Source organism: Bradyrhizobium sp. NBAIM03 (assembly GCF_020194055.1).
In the GTDB taxonomy this organism is placed as follows: Bacteria; Pseudomonadota; Alphaproteobacteria; order Rhizobiales; family Xanthobacteraceae; genus Bradyrhizobium; species Bradyrhizobium yuanmingense.
In genome coordinates this window covers 58,970-77,975 of record NZ_JADYVS010000015.1, presented here as the reverse complement: position 1 = coordinate 77,975, position 19,006 = coordinate 58,970, and the positions used below count along the sequence as shown (strand labels likewise).

The following is a 19,006-nucleotide window of genomic DNA, read 5'->3' as shown; positions in this document are numbered from 1 at the left end:
GATGCGTCGTATCCGACTCGTGATCGCAGATCGCCGTCCGATCGTCTTGCAGGGTTTTGCCACGCTATTTGCGACCGAACGTGACTTCGAGATCGTTGCGTCCTGCATCAATGGAGCCGATTGCCTCGAAGCCGTCCGGACGTTGGCGCCGGACGTCGCGCTTGTCGAGGATGGATTTCCCGATCTGACGGCCGCAGCCATGCTGGCCGCCGTCAACGCCGAAAGCCTTCGCACACGGCTGGTCTTCTACACCGCATCGATCGCACGCGGCGATCTCGCTGCGGCCGTCGCAGCGGGTGCCTGCACCGCCATACCGATGCGCGAGGAGCCCGAAAACCTGTTGCAGTCGCTGCGGCTGGTGGCGCCGGCTGCGGACCGCAAGACCGGCAGTCGCGCCTTTGGCGAAAATAGCCTGGCAGCACTGACGGACCAGGAGCACAAGATTATCCGCCTGGCCGCCAGCGGCATGTCGAACAAGGAGATTGCGCGCCAGATCAAGGTCGCCCCAGCCAGAGTTGAGGCGCGAATCGAACAGATATCTGCGCAGCTTGGCATCAAAAACCGAACGGAGCTCGCAAGGTTCGCCCTGTCGCGGCTTTACGGCGGGGTCGGCGCGCTTGCAGCTCTGATCTGGGCCGTGCTCGACGACCTTCAATCCGCGAACGCGGCCGCGGCCGATCATGCGGGTGCCGATAACGTCACGGTCATGACCGCAGATGGCACCGGCGCGGTCGTGACGATCAAGATCACCTCCGCAAAAACGGCCCCTGCTCCGGGCAAGATGGCCAGAGCCGTCCGTATCGAGAACTCCCCGACGGACATGCCGACGCGGGCCGCCAAGCTCATCGAATCCCGAGCCGATATTGCTGGCAGCACGATCACAGTGCCGCCACTCAACCCTGCAAGGCCGGGCTTGAGCAGCGCCGGCACGTTCATGATGACGGCAGTCGGAGTCTCGCTCCTGAGCAGTCACGCCCAGGCGTTCACTGCTTGGGAAAGACCGAGCGATGTCTTTGCGTGGGCTGACGCGAACGCCCCCCGCGAGTTGGTCGCCCTCGGTAGTCCCGGCAGGCCCGATCTCGACGGCTTCGACAAGCTGCCCTGGTTCGATCCCGACACACACCATGAATCATTCGCGTTGGAAGCTGCCCGAGGCGACGCCATGGCCAGAGCCGACGAGGTTCAGATCATCGATGCGGCCGCGCGCGAGGACGGCTTCGGCGACAACGGCAACCCTCATATCGGATCCGGCGCCATCGACGCTCTGAGTGATCATGGCGGCTTGGAACAGGCGGCCGCAACGGGCGCGAGGAATGCCGAACGCGGCACGACACAGGCAGCGGCGATCGACGCACGCGATCATGGACAAGCGCAGCGCGATTTGCACGCTTCGGAAGACGGCGCAGCAGCCGGCAAGCCGGAGACCGAGCACGGGCCACCCGACCACGCATCAAGCCAGGGAAGATCGCACGCTTCGGAGAAGGATGCAGCAGCCGGCAACAAGCATGCCGAGCTCGGCCCGCCGGAGGGCGATTCCGCTCGTGGACAATCGCAGCGTGATTTGCATGGTTCGGAAAACGGTGCAGCGGCCGGAAAGCATCAGGACAAGCAGGGCTCGACCGGGCACGACCCCCATCATGGACAATCGGATCACGCTTCGGAACCCGGTTCCGCAGCTGCCAAGCAGCTTGCCGACGATGACGGACCCGCAAGCCATGCCAATTCCGGCCAATCGCAGCGTGACTTGCACCAGGCGCATCCAAACGCTTCTCAAAATCCGCATGCAGAGCCGGGCCAAAAGGCTGACGGCCACGACCCGGCGAACCACGGCGCCGGTGCAGCACAAGCGGCTGCCGCGCCCGGGGCCGGAGATTCCTTTCATTTCAGGAACGATATGCCATCGGCCAAGGGTTCGGATCATCGCGAGAGTGGCTATGGCACCGACACGGCAGAACACGGCCCGCACCGCGCCGGACATCCCGAACTGTCGCTGATCCCAGATGCAGACCTGATTGGCCATTCGCACGCGGAGCAAAGCGCCGTTGATCACGCGAGGGGCGTTGAGCATCATCCAGTGCATGATTGGTTTGTGTAGCTGACCAAGCAGAAGCTGCCAAAGCAAGAGGACGAATGACGCCGCTTCGCTCGACGGTCTCCCGCGCGGCCGCCGCGGGCTCAGCCGGCGTTAACCATGGTCGACGGTTCCGGTCCTAGCGAAATCGCTTCGAAGTTTCTTAAATCTTGCTGGGTACTCCTCCTGGGCGTGGCGACCTGGGGGAAGACATGAGCAAGCGGGCCAAACGCCGGAAGGTCGAGACGATCGCACTGCCGATGGCAGCGAGAGTCGGAATTGGCGCCGTGGCCATCGCAGCATTGGGGTATGGCCTGCTGGGCACCCCGGGAAACGTGCAACCGGTGCGGAAGCCGTCCGCGCCCCAGGCCATGGCATCGTCAACGCCGGTCTACGTGGCACCGCAGGTTCACGCAGCTGCGCCCGCGCCGGCTCCGATTCCGGCTCCGGCGCCGCTGGTCGAGCCGCCCAAAGCCGACGCCGACGTTCCCGGAGCCTTGGTCCGGCAGGTGGTCGACTATGCCAGCCGCCAGACGCCGGGCACCGTGATCATCGATACCAACAACACGTTCCTCTATCTCGTCCTGAGCGACACGCAGGCGATGCGCTACGGCATCGGTGTGGGCCGCGAAGGTTTTGCGTGGTCCGGGGAGCAAACCGTGGCGCGCAAGGCAGAATGGCCGGATTGGCGCCCGCCTGCGGAGATGGTCTCGCGTCAGCCTTATCTGCCGCGGTTCATGGCGGGCGGCCCCGGCAATCCGCTCGGCGCCCGGGCGATGTATCTCGGCGAGACCGAATATCGCATTCACGGCACCAACAAGCCCGAGACGATCGGCAAGCGGGTGTCGTCCGGCTGCATCCGCCTGACCAACGAGGACGTCGTCGACCTCTATGAGCGGGTGAAAGTCGGTGCGAAGGTGATCGTGCTTCCGACGAATGCGGCCCGTCGACCGTCCCAGGGTACGCCGCCCGATGCCGCATCCCGATCTCCGGACCCGGCCTCGCCGTCGAACCGGCCGTCGGCAACGAGCGCACAGGTGCCATCACCCGGACCGAAGATCGCCGAGGTGCAGTAGTTCGGCCCTTCCTCCTGGCTCTGCCCCGAGGACAAAGAGCAATTCAAGTCGTCACTTCACGTCGATAGCCACGGCCGAACAGACCATCTTGCGCGACCAAAGCCGGTCTGCGTTGGCAAGATGCGGCACCGAATTAACCCTATCGACAAATGATTGCCGTTGGGCGGCGGCCGCCGGCAAAGTTGCCTCATTGACGCGCAGAATTTTCAGCGGCGCTAACCTGGGTCAGAGGCGCGTTATGCTGAGAATGGCGTTGTTGGGCCTCCTCATCCTGTTGAGTGTGGGAATGCTGTCGGCCATGGAGCTGAGCGCTCCACCGCGTCGCATCGCCGCCACGGTCCAGCCGCCTGCCGAGCAGAACGCAAGCATCCCCGCTTCGCACGACGCGCTGGCGAAGGCCGACCGCCTCGAGGTTGCCGCTGAGAGCCGCGCGATGCCGACACAGACCGCTTCGGTGGATAACCCGGTTGCTCCGCAGGACGTGCATGTCCGTTCATTCGCGCCGACGCCGATCGTCCGTCCGCGAAGCAAACCGAAACGGATCGCGACCGCTGAACCTCCCAAGCCGAAGCCAAAGGCATTTGGCGTCAAACGAGCCGCCACTGTTCAGCGCGCAAAGGCCGCCAACGAGACCGAGCAGTGTCGCCTCAAGGCGTTCGGCGGCCTGCTCAAGGCTTTGAACTTGACTGGCTGCGAAATCTGAGGCCGCCTCCAGGAACGTCTCGCAAACTCTTCCGATCAGCCATATGTTGCCCGCATGAAAAAGATCGGATTTCTCTCCTTCGGGCACTGGACGCCCTCGCCGCAATCCCGGACGCGCTCGGCGGCGGATACGCTGCTGCAATCGATCGAGCTGGCGGTCGCGGCCGAACAGCTCGGGGCCGACGGCGCCTATTTCCGCGTGCATCATTTCGCGCGGCAGCTGGCCTCGCCGTTTCCGCTGCTCGCGGCCGTCGGCGCCAAGACCAGCCGAATCGAGATCGGCACGGCCGTGATCGACATGCGCTACGAGAACCCGCTCTACATGGTGGAGGACGCCGGCAGCGCCGATCTCATCGCCGGCGGACGGCTGCAGCTCGGCATCAGCCGCGGCTCGCCAGAGCAGGTGATCGACGGCTGGCGTTATTTCGGCTATCGGCCGGCCGAGGGCCAGAGCGATGCCGACATGGGGCGGCGCCATGCGGAGGTCTTCCTCGATCTCCTGCGCGGCGAAGGTTTTGCCGAGCCCAACCCGCAGCCGATGTTTCCCAATCCTCCCGGGCTGTTGCGCCTGGAGCCGCATGCGCCGGGCCTGCGCGAGCGGATCTGGTGGGGCGCCGGCTCGAACGCCACCGCGGTGTGGGCGGCGCAGCTCGGCATGAACCTGCAGAGCTCGACGCTGAAGAACGACGAGACCGGCGAGGCCTTTCACGTGCAGCAGGCGGCACAAATTCGCGCCTATCGCGCGGCGTGGAAGGAAGCCGGCCACAGCCGCGAGCCCCGCGTCTCCGTCAGCCGCAGCATCTTCGCGCTGATGGACGAGCGCGACCGCGCCTATTTCGGCGGCGAGCGCGGCAACGAAGACCAGATCGGCTTCATCGACCCGCGCACGCGCGCGATCTTCGGGCGGAGTTATGCGGCCGAGCCCGACGTGCTGATCGAACAGCTGCGCCAGGACGAGGCGATCACCGAAGCCGATACGCTGCTGCTGACGATCCCGAACCAGCTCGGCGTGGATTATTGCGCGCATGCGATCGAGGCGATCCTGATGCATGTCGCGCCGGCGCTGGGGTGGCGGTGACCTGAAAGGCGTGACACGACCGCAAGTCGTGATTGACTTCATGCACCACCGACGCCAATGATCCCCCGGGGCATTGTTGGACTGATCGGGGGTTGAATGGGCTTGCGTCCAGGAATTTTCGTTGCAGCATTCTTGCTAGCGGGGTGTGCGTCAGGGCCGATGGGCAGCTCGGCGCTGACAGAGAACGTCAAGGCCAACACTGCGCGGCTTGTCATCTATCGCTCGTCCGCCCTTGGTTTTGCGATCCAGCCAAATTATGCGGTCGATGGAAACGTCGTTGGAGGCAGCCAGGCTGCAGGGTTCGTCGCCTGCGAGCTGCCTCCGGGCCGCCACGAGGTTGCGGTCAACAATCTTCCACTGAGTACCAACCTGTTCGGGCAGGGAAGCGAGAAAGTGAGCCTCGATCTGCGCGCCGGCAGCACCACCTACCTCTCCGCCCAGCCACAGGTGGGAATCATCACGCCCGGTGCGATCACGTTGGTTCAGGTCACTGAAAGCCAGGGTCGTGCCGACGTCGCCAGCTTGCATCAGAGCAACAGCTCATGTGGCAAGGCGTGATCTGAGGCTCTCCGCGGCCGAAACGCGGATGAAACGCCTTATTCTGCAAATCGTCTTGCGCCTTGGTCGCTATGCGGTGCTTCCCGTCGTCGCGCTGGCATGCACGATTCTCGCCATCTGGCTGATGATCATGGACCGCTACACGATTGCGGCGCTGGCCACGGCACCGATTGTGTTCACAAGCTCCATGGCCACCATAGCACTCGCAATTGGGCTCCTGTTCCTGCCTTCGCGCAAGCATGGCGGTTTCGAAGCCGACGAACAGACCGCCCCGGGGCTTTGGGCCGCATGGAGGGAGCTCGATCGCAGTTTTGTCAGATCGAACCGCACTCTGCTGGTCGACACCGATTTCAACGCTTCGATCTCGGAAGAAAGCCGGTATGCGGGCGTGTTCGGGCAGCATGTCACGATGACCATTGGTCTGCCATTGTTGATGATCCTGGACCAGCGATCGGTTCGTGCCGTTATCGCTCATGAAGTGGCGCACGCCCGGCTTCGGCACACTTCGGGAGGCACCAACCTCGCCGATTTCATGGCGGCTGCGGAGAACGTTTTCTTCTACGCCGATCCGGAGCACACGATTACCGGATACATTGCTCGCATCCTACTCCATTCCCTGCTCGAAAGGCTGGAGAAGGAATACAAGGCATTGTCACGGGAGAACGAGCTTGCCGCCGATCTGGAAGCGGCCGAGCAGGTTGGACGCGAGGAGATGGCACGCGCGCTGGTGATGATGGAGGTTTGTGGAGCACGTCTGGCCGATCTCGTCTTCGCTCCCCTGCAGAAGGAGGTGCTCGGCGCAATCAAGGCGCCATCGCCGCCATTCGTGCGAATCTTAGATCAGATTCCAGCTATAAGAGCGCCCGGATTCATGACCGCCGCCGTCGCCAGTCTGAGCCGCCAGCACGATCCCGATTCGACACATCCGCCTTTTGGCCAGCGGTTGGCCAGCCTCGGATACATCGACGTACCTGACGTTGGCGAGATACAAATGTCCGCGGTTGACCAACTTCTCTCACCGGACGCTGCCAACCAACTCACCTTACGATTCGATGAGGAATGGCGGAAGAAGGTCCAGGAGTGGGTCAGCGTCGGCAGATGAACGTGCGGGCTCTGGCCGAGCGAACAATTGCTCGACGATCTTCGTGTGTCCGTGCTAGCTCTTGGGACCGGCGGCAGGATCACGCGAGCTGGACAGTGTTATGCTATCCTGTCTCCTCCACAGCGAGCTTGCCGCCATTCGCCGGGTCGCGCGATGAATCAGCGTCTGTCACTCGTCAGTCTCGTGGTCGCCGACTATGATGGAGCGATCGCCTTCTTCACGCGCGCTCTGGATTTCGAGCTTTGCGAGGACACGCCGCTCGGCGGCGGCAAGCGCTGGGTGGTGGTGCGGCCGCGGGGCAATCCTGGTTCTGGCCTGCTCCTGGCGCGAGCAGACGGGCCGGCGCAGACGGCGCGCATCGGCGACCAGACCGGCGGGCGCGTTTTCCTCTTCCTGGAAACGGATGATTTCGAGCGCGATCATGCGCGCATGGTTGCCGCCGGCGTGCGTTTCGTCCGGCCGCCGCGGCACGAGGCCTATGGCGTCGTCGCGGTTTTCGAGGATCTGTGCGGCAACCGTTGGGACCTCATCCAGCCCTCCAGCCGCAGTTGACGCCCGACGACGCCGCTTCCGCGACGCTCACCCCGTCTTCGTCCCCGTGATGACGGCCAGCGCCTCGACGAGGCGGTCGAGATCGGCCTCGTCGGTGAAGAGCGCCGGAGTCACGCGGATGCACTGGCCTTTGGCGACGCCGGCGCGGCGCACCGTCATGATCCGGTAGCTGTCCCGAAGCTTCGCAACGATGGCCTCGTTGTCGGTCTTGCCGGTCTTGCCGGCGAGGCGGAACGACGTGATCGCGCCATATGAGCCGGCCTCATCCGGCGTCAGGATCTCGATGTCCTTGAAGCCGCGGACGCGGCTCACCCAATAATCGCGCAAGTGGCGCAGGCGCGCTTGCTTCGCCGCCGCGCCGATCTCTTGATGCAGCGCCAGCGCCGTGGGCACCGTCAGCATCGTGGCGAAATTGACCGTGCCGGTATGCACCCGCGAGCGGATATCGCTTTCCGGAAAATCCTCGTCGCACATGTTGCGGTCGATGGCGGCGAGGCGATCCTTCCTGATGTAGAGGAAGCCGACGCCGAGCGGCGCGCCGAGCCATTTGTGCAGATTGAAGCCGACGAAATCGGCCTCGAGCTCGCTCACCCGGAAGTCGAGCTGTCCCCAGGAATGGGCGGCATCGACGATCGTGTCGATGCCTTTGGCCTTGGCCATGCGGGCGATCTCGGCGACCGGCATGACGAAGCCGGTGCGGTGGCTGACATGGGTCAGGAGCAAAAGCCTCGTCTTCGGGTTCGCCTCGATGGCGCGGGCATAGGCGTCGAGCACAGCCTGGCGGGTGGCGGGCTCCGGCACGTCGAACTTGACCACTTCGACGCCACGGCGCGCCTTCAGCGCGTTCATCGCATATTGCATCGAATCATAATCGAGATCGGCATAGAGCACGCTGTCGCCCGGCTTCAGCCTGTTGTAGCCGCCGATGAGGAGCTGGAGCGCTTCGGTGGCGCCGCGGGTGAGCGCGATCTCAGCTGGAAGCGCGCCGACCGCCTCCGCCACCTTGGTGCGCACCGCCTCGAAATCCGCACCCGCACGCAGCCGCGCGTAATAGGTGTTCTGATAATTGACCATGTCGGACTGGCGGATGAACTCGCGCCGCACGGGCTCGGCCATGATGCCCCAATAGCCGTTCTCGAAATTGACGATGTCCGGCGTCACGGCATAGAGCCCTTTCACGGCCGCCCAATAGGACTTGTCGGTGGCGATGGCAGCCACTGAGCCGGTCGGCTGCGGCGGAAGTCCCTCGGCGGCAAAGGCCGGCCCCGCAAGCGGCGCCACGGCTGCTGCCGCGAGGCCCTTGAGCATCGCGCGGCGGTCCGCTGAAAACGTCCTGATCAGTTGCATGTCAGCTCTCCCCAAAGCGTTTTCGAGCGAAGCGGCGTCGGGATCGCATCGCGAAAACGCCAAACGACGATCCAGAGCTCCGTTCCGACGTCACCGGACGAAGCAGGCTCTGGCGCGCGGGACAAGAGCAACGGACGATGCAGCGGAGATGACCGGAGCGTGACAATGCGATGATCGGAAGCCGATGGCGACGGCGCGGCCGGAGCACCGGCCTCGACGCGCGCGAGCGGATGTGAGGTCCGGTTTCTTCCTTTGTCCGGAAACCGGAACCTTCACATTCATTGCAGGTAGCCGATGAGATAGATGCCGCCGCCCAGGACGATGAGCGCGGGTACCGCCCAAAGAATCAACACAGGCATTTTCCTCTCCTCCAGTTGAGTGCTCCCGGTGAGAGAACGGGAAAAAACGGCAAACGTTCCGGGTTTCCCCGGAACGGCGCAGCCGATGGCGAGTTCATTGCAGCGCCGCATGCAGCGGCGAGGGAGAACGCAATGAAGAAGCTCATGTTGATTTCGGCCGCCGCTCTGCTCGTGTCGACGGGCGCGATGGCGCAAACCACCATCACCACGACGACCGGGGCCGGGCACGGCGCGGCCGTGCAGATCGAACCGGAGTCCCGCACCAAGATCCGGTCCTACGTCACCGAGCGCAAGATCCGTCCGGTCGAAACGCGCGAAAAGATCGTCGTCGGTTCGCCCGTGCCGAGCGACGTCGAGCTCGCAGCCGTGCCGAGTGACTGGGGTCCCTCGCTCACCAAATACCGCTACGTCTATTCGGGCAACCGCGTGATGTTGGTCGATCCCGGCAGCCGCATGGTCGTCCAGGAGATTGATTAAACCGCCGCACGGCGGGTCGTCGAGGCGGCCCGCCCGTGCATTCTTTCGACAGCTCGTTTGCGGTAGCGCCTGATGCCGATCGTCCGATATTTCGTGTTTGCAAGCATTTTAGCCGTGGCGTTGCTCTTCCTGTTGGATCGCTCTCTGCCGCAGGCCGCGGAGCGCGCTGCCGGCCCGGACGTCGCGCGAACCAGCATTCGCATCCACTCCGCACGGGCGCTGCCTGAAAGAATCATCTTCGACACATCGACTCGGATCGCCACCACGATCTCCACTCCCCTGCTCGCCGCCGAGTCGCCGGATCCCGGTGCAAGCAACGCGTTGGCGATGCTTGCAACCAGAAAACCGGACGTCACACCGGCATCTCGACGCGGCACGGCGCGAGCAGCCGGTCTGCATTCAAATCGGAATGCCGCGCGGCTTCCTCTCGCCTCTCCACGCGTCTGGTGACGGTCGGAGCATTCTGAGAGCTGGAGCCTCGCGATCGCAGCTAACAGGAATCTACAGCTGTGGCGCGCGGCAGAGATGAACGCCAGATGAATGAATGACCATGCGCCGCGCGTCGCGGAACTATCTCAGATCGTATCAACGCGTCAACGTGTCGGACACAAGGAACGTTTGCGCGATTGCCAATTTATCCCGTGCCTGATTGGCGATCTGATTTTTGGAAACCCTGGAGGAAAATGGAAATGAGGATCCTGAAGCTCTCTGCGGCTGCGGCCGCGCTGCTGGCCGGCACGGCGCTTGCCGTTGCGCAATCGAGCTCGACGATCGGCACCGGCGGTTCATCGGCCGGCGGCGGCACCAGCTCTTCGACGGTGGGCACCGGTGGCTCTTCAGCTGGCGGCAGCGGGTCGGGCTCTGCATCGACGCTCGGCACCGGCGGCTCGTCGGCCGGCGGCGGCACCAGCTCTTCGACCGTCGGCACCGGCGGATCGGCGGCCGGCAGTGGCTCGGGCAGCGGCTCGGCCTCGACGCTCGGCACCGGTGGTTCATCGGCGGGCGATGGCAAGAGCTCATCCAGCGTCGGCACTGGCGGCTCGGCTGCGGGCGGCTCGACCGTTGGCCAGTCCGGTTCGTCGAAATCGCCCGGCATGGGCGACGGCAAGTCCGGTAGCCACGCCAGCGACATGGGCCTCGAAAAGGGCAAGGGCCATAACAAGGACGAGTGGAAGAAGGACAAGAACTAGTGCCTTGACCAGGAGCGGCAGCGATGCCGCTCCTTCGTCTTTGTTGGAGGAGAACTCGCATGAACAGATCAATCATTGCGATCGCAGCGTTGGCACTGACGTTTAGCGCAGCTCAGGCGGCTACCATGGAAAAGACCGGCAAGACGGCGTCGGGCGAGACGTGCAAGGTGACGGTGGTGAAGCATGCGGACGGCAGCATCACGGCCGCGGGCGCATCGGGTTCAGGCACGACGGGCTCGACCGCATCGAGCGGCTCGCTGTCGAGCTCGAGCTCTGCCGGCGGATCGTCGGTCAATGTGCAAGCGGGCGGCGGCCACGTCTCGAGCTCCTCGTCGACGGCGGGTGGGCCCGGCTCCACCAGCGCCAGCACCATCACCGTCAACGGCTGCACGATCTCGACCTCGTCGCCTTAGGGTACAGAAAGGATTGAATCATGAGAACGCTCGTTACGACCTCGGCGGTCGCGCTTCTGCTTGCCGCCACTTCACCATCGCTGGCGCAGACCAGCATCACCGGCGGCAGCGGCGGCTCGGCTGCAGCAGGCGGCACCTCCGCCTCCACCGTCGGCACCGGCGGCACGTCCACCTCGGCGACGGGCCGCACCGGCTCCTCGATCGCCGCCGGCGGAAGCGCCGCTACCGTCGACGGCAAGACCAAGACCGGCGTCAGCATGAACAAGGGCAACGGTCCGGTGATGAACTCCAACGCTCGCGCGCAAGCCCATGATGGCGGCACGTTCAGCCGCTCGCACACCCGCACCAAGGTCAAGGCCGGCGAGCAAGTCGGCTCGACCACCAAGACGATGTCGCATGTGCCGGGCTCGAAGCCGACCATGTCGAGGACGACGACGACGGCGCGCTAGCATCGCGCGGCTCTATTCCTCACCACCTGCTGCCCGGCTTGGCCCGGGCAGCTTTTCCGTTTGCGACCTTCCGTCTTGCGAGCCGGCTCAGCCACCACGCAGGCTGTGGCTGATCCGGGTGACGACGGCATCCCATCGCCGCTTCTGGGCGGCCGGGTAGTTGATCAGAACGCAGTGCACGTAGCCGCGCGCGAAATTGCAGCGGTTGTACCAGATCTTGTCGCGCTTGATGCTCGAGACCACGAAGAAGTTCGAGCTGATCCGTTTGTAGATGATCCCCGTCGGCGGATTCTTGCTGGCGAGGAATTCGGCCGGCGACAGACCTTGCCGGTTCTCGACGGCCTGAACGGTGAAGTCGGCATTGCCGTCGGAGCTGCGGAAATGCTGCCCATATCCGTCAGGCTTGCCGGCCGGTTCGGTGAAGATCGCGGCGGGAATGTCGACCGACGTTCCGGATTCCGGTATGCGGTAAGTCCTCCAGCCGCTTGCCGAGGCGATCGAGGATGTCGCACAGAGCGCGATGATTGCGGCAAGCAATGTCTTCATGTCCGCCTCGTCATTTGCGCGGCGCCAGTTGCAGCTCCATCAAGGCCATCCTTTGCAGGTTGGAGACGTCCCGCTCGCCAGCGCCGGCGGTGCGCAGGATGGATTCGGCGAGCGCGTTGACATGCGAGGAATGCACGGGATCCGGCAGGGTCGCAACGGCAGCTTCCAGCGCGGTCGTCATGATCTCGATCACCTCGGGAGAAAATTCGGCGTTGGAAAAATTCTTCATCGCGTGCGTCGGCCGCTTGTGCGGGTCGTGTTCAACGCCGGGAAAAAACGGAAGTTCCTGGATGGGCACGGTCCCGAGTACTGGACCGTCGGCAGGTCGGCAGCTCACGCAGCCGGCTGGTAGCCGGTGAGCCGAGCGGGCTCGGCATCCTCGTTTGCAACGCTCTGCACCCTCGCATGGCTGCCGATGACGAGACCGGCGAGCGAGAGCATCAGGCCCAGCGCGAGCGGCGCGAACAGGGCCTCTTCCTGAAATAATCCGTTGAGCAGAACGACGAGCACGCCGAAGCCGGCGAGGCCCTGCGTCAGATATCCCGACGACGCGTAGAGGCGCCAGGCCTTGAGCGCCATCGCGAAATAGAAGGCCAGCGGCACGAAGGCCGCAATGCCCATCTGGTACAAGAGGACGCCGATCGCGCTTTCGACCGCGCCGTCGATCGTGCCGGCCGCCTGCGCAGCGCTCCAATCGATCGAAAAATAGCTGTCCGACAAATTGCCGCCGATGCCGAGGCCCCGGCCGTAAGGTCTCTGCACGAATCCGTCGAGGCCGCCCATCAGGCCGATGACGTGATAGTCGCCGATCTGCAGGCCGATGCGGATCGCCAGGATCGCAAAGGCGATCATGCCGGCGAACCCCAGCAGCAATGTCGCTACGGCACCGATGAGGCGAGTCCCGATCCAGCCCGCAGCCACGAAGACGACGGTGATGAGCGCTCCCTTCACGCTGCAGAAGACCAGCAGCGGCAGGGCTGCCAGGGCGAGCAGCGGGCGTCCGACCGAGAACAGGAACAGGGCGAGAAAGCCGATCCCGTAGGCGAAGCTGATCGGGTGCATGTTCGGGCCGTGAATGCGCAGCATCTTCGACAGGCCGAAGCCTTCGAGCAAGGGCGTGTTCAGGAAATCGAAGCTGAAACGATCCTTGAGTGTGACGGGCACGTTGCCGGTCTGCCGCATCTGGGTTTCCCAGACGCCGGAATGGGTCGCCTTGAGCTCGTCGAAGCCCCAGAACGTATGGCCGTTGGTGACGGCCAGCCAGACATCGCGCAAGACGAGTTCGACATAGCCGCACAGCATGAGGATGACCGCTAGCGCGACCAGGAACGGCGTGATGCGCACCTCAAAGGTTGCCGCGGTCAGGAGCGACAGCTGAAACAGAAACAGCGGCAGAACGATGTTGCGCAAATAGACCGCCGCCGGCTGCCCGTCCTGGACGAAGCCGATCGCGAAATAGAGCGAGACGACGGCGAGGGTGACGACGCCCCAGCGCATGATCTGATTGATTTCCCTCGACTGACTCCTCCGGCCGAGCACGTAAAGCCCGAACGTCGCCAGCCACATCACGGAGCAGAGCAGGAAATTGTAGCCCTTGATGAAGTCGAGATCGGAGGGCAGCGGCACCAGCGGCGACAGCACGGAGACAAACAGGTTCTGGAAAAACAGGACGAAGATCGCGACGGCCGGCGCCGACGTCGGGACCGCAACGACGATGGCGATGCCGATCAGGACCTCGATGGTGATGGCCAGCGCGGGATTGGCGAGGTGCAGAACCGGCGCAGAGCCGATCGCCGCGATGGCGATGCAGAAGGTCGCGGTCAACTCGCGCCAGGCCGGAGGTGGCGGCGCGGCCTGCACGCTCTGGCCTTGCGGTGAGTACCCGGCGCTCATCAATCGTCCTTTGCCATCGCGCCGGACACGATAGCCGCGCGAGGGGTAAGGATCCGTTAACGATCACGGCGCGTGGCGCGAGCCCGTTCAGGCCGGACGGGCGCGCCGAGCAGCGCCCGCATCACGTCGGGATCGGGCTTGCCGGTTGCGGCATCGACAAGGCCAAAGCCTTGCGCCAATTCCCAATGCGCCCAGCCCCAGCAATGCGCGCGGGCATAGGCAGTGACCTCCGCCAGCCAGCGCAACCGGCTCTGCCGGGGGGCGCCGGCTTTCAACACGCCGAACTCATTGACGACGATCGGCCGCGAAAATTGCTGCTGCCATGCGAGCGCGGGCGCGAGCCAGCGATCGGCCCCCGGCTTGTCCCTGGCGGCGGCAATCGCGGTATCGAGCATGGCGAGCGCCTTGACCGCGGCCCTAGCCTGCAAATCCTGCCGAAGCGCCTGAACCTTGGGATCGCCGGCATTGATCGGATAAGGCAGATCCATGATGTCGTGCAGCGGATCGCGCGCGTCCCAATGGCCTTGATGGGTGAACACCATTGGGTCGTAGAAATGGATGGCGTAGACGACGTCAGGGTCCGCCAGCGGGCGAAACCGCGGCAGCGAGTCCGCGCGCTGCCAGTTGACCGGGCCGACGATGAGCGTGGTGGCGGGCAGCAACCGGCGAACGAAGGCGGCGAGCGCCTCGACCTCCTTTTGCCATCGGTCCGCTTCGATATCGGGTTCGTTGAGCAACTCGGCGAAGACTAGATCGGCTGGATATGACCGAATGACCCCAGCAAGCGCGCGCCAGGCCTCCTGCATCTCGCCCATCGCTGCATCCGGATCATCCTTGTGCAGGCGATTGAAGCGCTCGCCCGGATGAAGGTCGACGGAGCTGGAATAGCCGAGCGAGGTCAGCTGCTTCAACGCGCCGTCTAGCACGCGCAGCGTCGCCTCGCGCTCGTCCTTTGCGGCAAAGCGCGGCATCACGCGTTCCGCCGGCACCGGCAGGCGGACATGGCTCATGCCCGCCTTGCGCAGCTGCTGCAGCAGCGCGCGGCTCGGTGGCGCACCGTTGATCCAACCGTCGGCGTTGAAGCCGCGCGAGAGGGCGGCCAGCCGCCCGGGCGAAACCGTCGACGGCAGTGGCACGCAATCCTCGGCGAATACCGGACGGCCGAACGAGATCGACAACAGCATCGCCGCAGCCAGCAGACGGCAGCGCAAGGCTGTCATCGTCACACCGCAAGGCCCAAAGCGCCACCGTCGGGCTGAGCCACCATTGAATCAGCGGGCACGTGATTGACGACGAGGCCGGTCGGCACCGCCGCGTATCTCGACAGCGCCGCGGTCACTCTGCGCATCGCCGACGAACCAAGCTCGCCGGCGCGCGCCACCAGAACGATCAGGTCGGCATGCGCGGCCAGCGCAATGGCGTCGGGCTGCAAGGCGAGATTGCCGGCGTGTACCACGATCAGGTCGAACTCCGAGCGGATATCGTCCTCGGGCCGCGCATCGGGCTTCCGGCCGGCACTCAGCAACTCGTCGATCGACTGAAGTCCCGCCGTGGTCGAGCCGTCCTGCCATTCGGTCACCGGCGGCTGGGAGCCTGCAAATTCCGGCTGGAGCCGGATCAGCGCGCTCATCATGCCGCGGTTGACGGCGGCGCGATTGAGGGAGCGCGCCACCGTGTTGCCGCCGGCGCTCTTACCGACCGACAAGACCAGCGCGACCTTGCAGCCGCGCACCGGCACGCGGTCGATGCGTTCGAGCAGCGGCCGTAAGTGGGGGCCGAGATCGAGCTCGGCCGACGCGCTGACCGGTCTTTGCCAGACCGTGTTGATCCCGCCTCCTGGCGCCAGCTCGGGGATGCGGGCCCAGACAGGAAGGCGGGGCATCGCCTCGGCTGGGCGCGCGGCGGCGGCAGGAGGGGAAACTTGCCGGTTGGGCGTCTCCTCCGCTTCACGTGAGACAGGCGCCTCAACGGATTCGGGCTTGTCGGCGGACAGGCTCGTCGTCACCGCAACGGCGGCGGTCGACGTCAGCAGCGAGCCGATCGCCAGCGCCGCGAGCAGCAAGGCGAGCGGCGGACGCGTCGAGCGCAACGGCGGAATGGCAATTGAGGCGATCTTGGTCTGGGACGCCTGCAGCTGACGCTGCTCATTGGTGGTCTTGAACCGCGACAGGAACTGCTCGTAGATGTTGCGGTTGGCATCGGCGTCGCGCTGTAGCTCCTGCAGCTTCACCAGCGCCTGGCCGTCGCGCAGCATCTTGGTCTCGACCGCCTTGAGCTGCTTTTCCAGCGCGTTCTGCTGCTCCAGCTGAGCCTCATATTCGGACTTGGCCGTATCGATGTTCTTCTTCCGCTCGATCTCGATCTGCCGGTTGATATCCGCCAGCTGGCTGTAGGAGATCGCAAGGTCGGGATGGCGGTCGCCATAAACCGCCTTCTTCTGCGCGATCTGGTCGTTCAGCGCCGAGCGCTGCGCGCGCAGCATGCTGAGGAGATCCTGCTTCACCGGCCCTTCGACATTGGCCTTGACGTCGCGCTGCACCTGCTCGTAGCGCGCCTTGGCCTCCTCGGTGCGGGCGCGGGCGGCGGAGACCTGCTGGGTCAGGTCGGTCACCCGCAATTGCTGCGTGGTGGATTCCTTGCCGGCATTGACGATGTTGTGCTCGAGCCGGAAGGCGGCGACGGCGTCTTCCGACGCGCGCAGGCGCTCGCTCAGCGTCTTCAGCCGGTCCTGGAGCCAGCCGGCCGCCTCGTCCGTCGCCTCGGTGCGGACGCGGCCCTGGCTGGCGACGAAGGCCTCGGCGATGGCATTGGCGTAGTAGGCGGCGCGATCCGGCCGGTTGGAGGTGAAGGAAATCGCGATGACGTAGGTCAGCCCGCGCCGGGTGATCTCGAGGCGGTTGCGGAATCTTTCGAGCAGGCGCGTCATGTCGGTATAACCGCCCGCGATGTCTTCGTCGTCCGCGATCTTGAGCTGCTCGATCAGGGGGCGGAGGAAGCCGTCGGATTTGGCGATCTCGATCTGGCTCTGCAGCGCCGCGGCATCCTGGCCGATGCCGGGCAGCACGTCCTGCTCCGAGGTCACGCGCAGCTCGCGCGGATCGAGCACGACCAGGGCCGTCGCGGCATAGCGGACCGGAAGCACCATCAGGGCGACGACGCCGAGGGCGAACAGCGCCAGCGCCAGCGTCAGAATGCGCCGGCCGTTCTCGCGCAGAAAGGACAGCGTCCCGGAGACGGTCAGCGATCCCTTGGTCAGTCCCGGCGAGGCGCCGTCAGGCTTCGCCTTCGCAGCGCGCGGCGCTTCCCACGAAGCCGCTTGCTCCGTCGGGGCGATGCTTCGCGGAGATGCGCGGCTACCGAACGCCATGGGTTGGACTCGAAATCAACTGACAGTCATAGCTCTGAGGCTTGCTACACCGTAAGTATCCATGGTTAACCGGCGGTTACGGCTGGGCCGGGCTGGGATGGTCTTGGGCGGTGAACGATTCGTTAACGCGACGCGGCCAGCCATTCAGGCGCGGCGCACATCGGCGGCGCCTGCCTGCGCTCGCCTCGATGTGCAGACCGCTCACAAGGCGATGACATACCCGTCCCGCCTCGGATCGGCGGCACCCGTCATCACGCCGGTTACCGGATCGAGCGCGACGGCCTGCATGCCGCCGCAGAGCATGGTCCATTCGGTGTCCAGGATCTCGATCTCGTGGCCGCGGCGCTTCAGTTCGGCGATGGTCTCCGGCGCGATGCGGTTCTCCGCCTGAATGAAGCGGCCGTCCCACAGCCGTGAACGCGGCGCCTCGATCGCCTGCTGCAGCGGAAGGCCGAACTCGATGTGCTGCACATAAGCCTGGGCCTGGGTTTGCGGGATGCCGTAGCTGCCGGGCGTCCCCAGCGCGAGCACCGGGCGGCTACCGCGCGTCGCAATCGACGGTGCCAGTGTCACCGGCAACGCATCGCCCGGCTTGGCGAGGTTCGGGCTTCCCGGCTGCACGTCGGCCCAATGCAGATGATTGTTGAGGCAAACGCCAGTCCCCGGCACCACGACGCCGCTGCCGAACGGGCTGCCGAGACTTTGCGTCATGCAGACCAGATTGCCTTCGGTGTCGGCGATTGAGAACGAGGTGGTGTGGCCGGGATCGGCACGATCCTGCGGCATCCATTGCTCTGTCGGGCCCGTGATCGGGCGGCCGTCGCTCACACGCTGGCGAAGCCGCGCGATCGTCGCCTCGGACATTGCTCCAGCGGCTTGATCCGGTCCCAGATTGCCATGGGCGATGCGCTCGCCGGCGGCGAGACGGATCGCGCGATAGACCGTGTCGAGATGATCGGCGCCGTCCTTCGGCAGACGCCCGAGGTCAAAGCCTTCAAGGATCTTGAGGGTCAGGGCGAACTGGAAGCCGCCGCATTGCTGCGCCGGGACGTGAAGCTCGAGCCCCCGATAGGACACGGTCAGGGGATCGAACCAATGCGGCTTGACGGCGATGACATCGTCCAGCGTCAGGCTGCCGCCGAGCGTGGCGAGATAGTCCACGATCCGCCGGCCGAGCTTGCCGCCATACAGATGCTCGGGCCCCAAGTCGGAGATCTCGGCAAGAGTCTGCGCAAGATCAGGCTGCGCGACGATGCTGCCGAGCTTCACCGGCATTCCATCCGGGAGATAGTTCCTGACCAGTGCGGCGTGCAGGTCCGGCCAGGGTTCGAGCAGCGGCACCTGCTCGTTGATCTCATCAACACCGAAGTCCGAGAGCGCAAAGCCGCCCTGCGCCAGCGTGATCGCCGGCGCAAAGACGTCTGGAAGCGATTTGCGTCCATAGCGCGAGAGCAGCTCGCACCAGCCCGCGAGATTGCCGGGCGTCGAGGCCGCCTGCGGACCGCGCTCGAGCTCGAATCTGCTGGTGTATCTGCCGACCGGGAAGCTTGCGGGCATCGGCGGCGCGAAGTCGAGCACGCGAATGCGCTGCTCGATCGCCACCCAGATCGTGGCCAGTCCAAACCCGGCAAGCCCCGACATGAACGGCTCGACCACGTTGAGGGCGGCCGCCGTGGCGACGGCCGCATCGAACGCATTGCCGCCCTGCATCAGGATTCGTGCACCGGCCTGTGCCGCGAGAGGATGCGCGGCGGCGACCATGCCGTGCCGCGAGAACAGCGTCGGACGCCCATATGTCCTGGCGAGTTGCATCCGGAAAAGGCCTT

19 protein-coding genes are annotated in these 19,006 nt (G+C 65.0%); 12 read left to right on the top strand and 7 right to left on the bottom strand.

Annotated elements, in window-relative coordinates; translation table 11 throughout:
• The first annotated feature begins 1 nt into the window (after window position 1).
• The 7 genes from I6F21_RS22455 (at window position 2) to I6F21_RS22425 (ending at window position 7,139) form a co-directional block, all read left to right on the top strand.
• Entirely contained in the window at window positions 2–2,095 is a 2,094-nt protein-coding gene (locus tag I6F21_RS22455) for a LuxR C-terminal-related transcriptional regulator (protein WP_225140576.1), read from the top strand.
• Between the two features lie 188 nt (window positions 2,096–2,283).
• Window positions 2,284–3,147 carry a L,D-transpeptidase gene (locus I6F21_RS22450; RefSeq protein ID WP_225183448.1) on the top strand — a complete coding sequence of 288 codons (864 nt, stop codon included), beginning with the start codon at window positions 2,284–2,286 and terminating at the stop codon, window positions 3,145–3,147.
• A 238-nt stretch (window positions 3,148–3,385) separates the two neighbouring features.
• Window positions 3,386–3,850, top strand: a complete 465-nt coding sequence (locus I6F21_RS22445) for a hypothetical protein (RefSeq protein ID WP_109145435.1) — start codon at window positions 3,386–3,388, stop codon at window positions 3,848–3,850.
• A 54-nt stretch (window positions 3,851–3,904) separates the two neighbouring features.
• Window positions 3,905–4,927, top strand: coding sequence for an LLM class flavin-dependent oxidoreductase (locus tag I6F21_RS22440; protein WP_225183447.1), 1,023 nt, complete (start codon window positions 3,905–3,907; stop codon window positions 4,925–4,927).
• A 159-nt stretch (window positions 4,928–5,086) separates the two neighbouring features.
• Complete coding sequence (locus I6F21_RS22435; RefSeq protein ID WP_225114314.1) at window positions 5,087–5,485, top strand: DUF2846 domain-containing protein; 399 nt, start codon at window positions 5,087–5,089, stop codon at window positions 5,483–5,485.
• A 28-nt stretch (window positions 5,486–5,513) separates the two neighbouring features.
• Complete coding sequence (locus I6F21_RS22430; protein WP_225183446.1) at window positions 5,514–6,587, top strand: M48 family metallopeptidase; 1,074 nt, start codon at window positions 5,514–5,516, stop codon at window positions 6,585–6,587.
• Window positions 6,588–6,740: 153 nt separating this feature from the next.
• Window positions 6,741–7,139, top strand: coding sequence for a VOC family protein (locus I6F21_RS22425; protein ID WP_225183445.1), 399 nt, complete (start codon window positions 6,741–6,743; stop codon window positions 7,137–7,139).
• Between the two features lie 27 nt (window positions 7,140–7,166).
• On the opposite strand, the gene I6F21_RS22420 is transcribed toward I6F21_RS22425, so the two are convergent.
• Window positions 7,167–8,486, bottom strand: a complete 1,320-nt coding sequence (locus I6F21_RS22420) for an aminotransferase class V-fold PLP-dependent enzyme (protein ID WP_225183444.1) — start codon at window positions 8,484–8,486, stop codon at window positions 7,167–7,169.
• A 491-nt stretch (window positions 8,487–8,977) separates the two neighbouring features.
• Between I6F21_RS22420 and I6F21_RS22415 the strand changes: the two genes are divergently transcribed.
• The 5 genes from I6F21_RS22415 to I6F21_RS22395 all read left to right on the top strand — a co-directional run bounded on the left by I6F21_RS22415 (window position 8,978) and on the right by I6F21_RS22395 (window position 11,374).
• Window positions 8,978–9,322 (top strand): DUF1236 domain-containing protein, encoded by a 345-nt coding sequence (locus tag I6F21_RS22415; RefSeq protein ID WP_225183443.1) that lies wholly within the window; start codon window positions 8,978–8,980, stop codon window positions 9,320–9,322.
• A gap of 72 nt (window positions 9,323–9,394) precedes the next feature.
• Window positions 9,395–9,772: a hypothetical protein gene (locus I6F21_RS22410; RefSeq protein WP_225183442.1), complete on the top strand. Its 378-nt coding sequence runs from the start codon at window positions 9,395–9,397 to the stop codon at window positions 9,770–9,772.
• 239 nt (window positions 9,773–10,011) lie between these two features.
• Window positions 10,012–10,512, top strand: coding sequence for a hypothetical protein (locus tag I6F21_RS22405; RefSeq protein ID WP_036041710.1), 501 nt, complete (start codon window positions 10,012–10,014; stop codon window positions 10,510–10,512).
• 59 nt (window positions 10,513–10,571) lie between these two features.
• Window positions 10,572–10,925, top strand: coding sequence for a hypothetical protein (locus I6F21_RS22400; RefSeq protein ID WP_074448055.1), 354 nt, complete (start codon window positions 10,572–10,574; stop codon window positions 10,923–10,925).
• Window positions 10,926–10,945: 20 nt separating this feature from the next.
• On the top strand, window positions 10,946–11,374 hold the full coding sequence (locus tag I6F21_RS22395; RefSeq protein ID WP_036014014.1) for a hypothetical protein: 429 nt from the start codon (window positions 10,946–10,948) through the stop codon (window positions 11,372–11,374).
• Window positions 11,375–11,461: 87 nt separating this feature from the next.
• Here I6F21_RS22395 and I6F21_RS22390 read toward each other — a convergent pair whose 3' ends face one another.
• From I6F21_RS22390 to I6F21_RS22365, 6 genes are all read right to left on the bottom strand, one after another.
• Window positions 11,462–11,920 (bottom strand): hypothetical protein, encoded by a 459-nt coding sequence (locus I6F21_RS22390; RefSeq protein WP_225114321.1) that lies wholly within the window; start codon window positions 11,918–11,920, stop codon window positions 11,462–11,464.
• A gap of 10 nt (window positions 11,921–11,930) precedes the next feature.
• Window positions 11,931–12,149 (bottom strand): hypothetical protein, encoded by a 219-nt coding sequence (locus I6F21_RS22385; RefSeq protein ID WP_036026528.1) that lies wholly within the window; start codon window positions 12,147–12,149, stop codon window positions 11,931–11,933.
• 104 nt (window positions 12,150–12,253) lie between these two features.
• A complete protein-coding gene (locus I6F21_RS22380; RefSeq protein WP_225183441.1) occupies window positions 12,254–13,813 on the bottom strand; it encodes a hypothetical protein in 1,560 nt (519 codons plus the stop codon).
• A 56-nt stretch (window positions 13,814–13,869) separates the two neighbouring features.
• Window positions 13,870–15,033, bottom strand: a complete 1,164-nt coding sequence (locus tag I6F21_RS22375; RefSeq protein WP_225183440.1) for a cellulase family glycosylhydrolase — start codon at window positions 15,031–15,033, stop codon at window positions 13,870–13,872.
• Window positions 15,034–15,035: 2 nt separating this feature from the next.
• Entirely contained in the window at window positions 15,036–17,180 is a 2,145-nt protein-coding gene (locus I6F21_RS22370) for a GumC family protein (RefSeq protein WP_225183439.1), read from the bottom strand.
• Window positions 17,181–17,381: 201 nt separating this feature from the next.
• Complete coding sequence (locus I6F21_RS22365) at window positions 17,382–18,992, bottom strand: gamma-glutamyltransferase (protein ID WP_225183438.1); 1,611 nt, start codon at window positions 18,990–18,992, stop codon at window positions 17,382–17,384.
• Window positions 18,993–19,006 lie beyond the last annotated feature (14 nt).

Bases quoted from the DNA above. Each gene is read 5' to 3' on its own strand.
- I6F21_RS22455 (WP_225140576.1), top strand. From the start codon at position 2: ATGCGTCGTATCCGACTCGTGATCGCAGATCGCCGTCCGATCGTCTTG.
- I6F21_RS22450 (WP_225183448.1), top strand. From the start codon at position 2,284: ATGAGCAAGCGGGCCAAACGCCGGAAGGTCGAGACGATCGCACTGCCG.
- I6F21_RS22445 (WP_109145435.1), top strand. From the start codon at position 3,386: ATGCTGAGAATGGCGTTGTTGGGCCTCCTCATCCTGTTGAGTGTGGGA.
- I6F21_RS22440 (WP_225183447.1), top strand. From the start codon at position 3,905: ATGAAAAAGATCGGATTTCTCTCCTTCGGGCACTGGACGCCCTCGCCG.
- I6F21_RS22435 (WP_225114314.1), top strand. From the start codon at position 5,087: ATGGGCAGCTCGGCGCTGACAGAGAACGTCAAGGCCAACACTGCGCGG.
- I6F21_RS22430 (WP_225183446.1), top strand. From the start codon at position 5,514: ATGAAACGCCTTATTCTGCAAATCGTCTTGCGCCTTGGTCGCTATGCG.
- I6F21_RS22425 (WP_225183445.1), top strand. From the start codon at position 6,741: ATGAATCAGCGTCTGTCACTCGTCAGTCTCGTGGTCGCCGACTATGAT.
- I6F21_RS22420 (WP_225183444.1), bottom strand. From the start codon at position 8,486: ATGCAACTGATCAGGACGTTTTCAGCGGACCGCCGCGCGATGCTCAAG.
- I6F21_RS22415 (WP_225183443.1), top strand. From the start codon at position 8,978: ATGAAGAAGCTCATGTTGATTTCGGCCGCCGCTCTGCTCGTGTCGACG.
- I6F21_RS22410 (WP_225183442.1), top strand. From the start codon at position 9,395: ATGCCGATCGTCCGATATTTCGTGTTTGCAAGCATTTTAGCCGTGGCG.
- I6F21_RS22405 (WP_036041710.1), top strand. From the start codon at position 10,012: ATGAGGATCCTGAAGCTCTCTGCGGCTGCGGCCGCGCTGCTGGCCGGC.
- I6F21_RS22400 (WP_074448055.1), top strand. From the start codon at position 10,572: ATGAACAGATCAATCATTGCGATCGCAGCGTTGGCACTGACGTTTAGC.
- I6F21_RS22395 (WP_036014014.1), top strand. From the start codon at position 10,946: ATGAGAACGCTCGTTACGACCTCGGCGGTCGCGCTTCTGCTTGCCGCC.
- I6F21_RS22390 (WP_225114321.1), bottom strand. From the start codon at position 11,920: ATGAAGACATTGCTTGCCGCAATCATCGCGCTCTGTGCGACATCCTCG.
- I6F21_RS22385 (WP_036026528.1), bottom strand. From the start codon at position 12,149: ATGAAGAATTTTTCCAACGCCGAATTTTCTCCCGAGGTGATCGAGATC.
- I6F21_RS22380 (WP_225183441.1), bottom strand. From the start codon at position 13,813: ATGAGCGCCGGGTACTCACCGCAAGGCCAGAGCGTGCAGGCCGCGCCG.
- I6F21_RS22375 (WP_225183440.1), bottom strand. From the start codon at position 15,033: ATGACAGCCTTGCGCTGCCGTCTGCTGGCTGCGGCGATGCTGTTGTCG.
- I6F21_RS22370 (WP_225183439.1), bottom strand. From the start codon at position 17,180: ATGGCGTTCGGTAGCCGCGCATCTCCGCGAAGCATCGCCCCGACGGAG.
- I6F21_RS22365 (WP_225183438.1), bottom strand. From the start codon at position 18,992: ATGCAACTCGCCAGGACATATGGGCGTCCGACGCTGTTCTCGCGGCAC.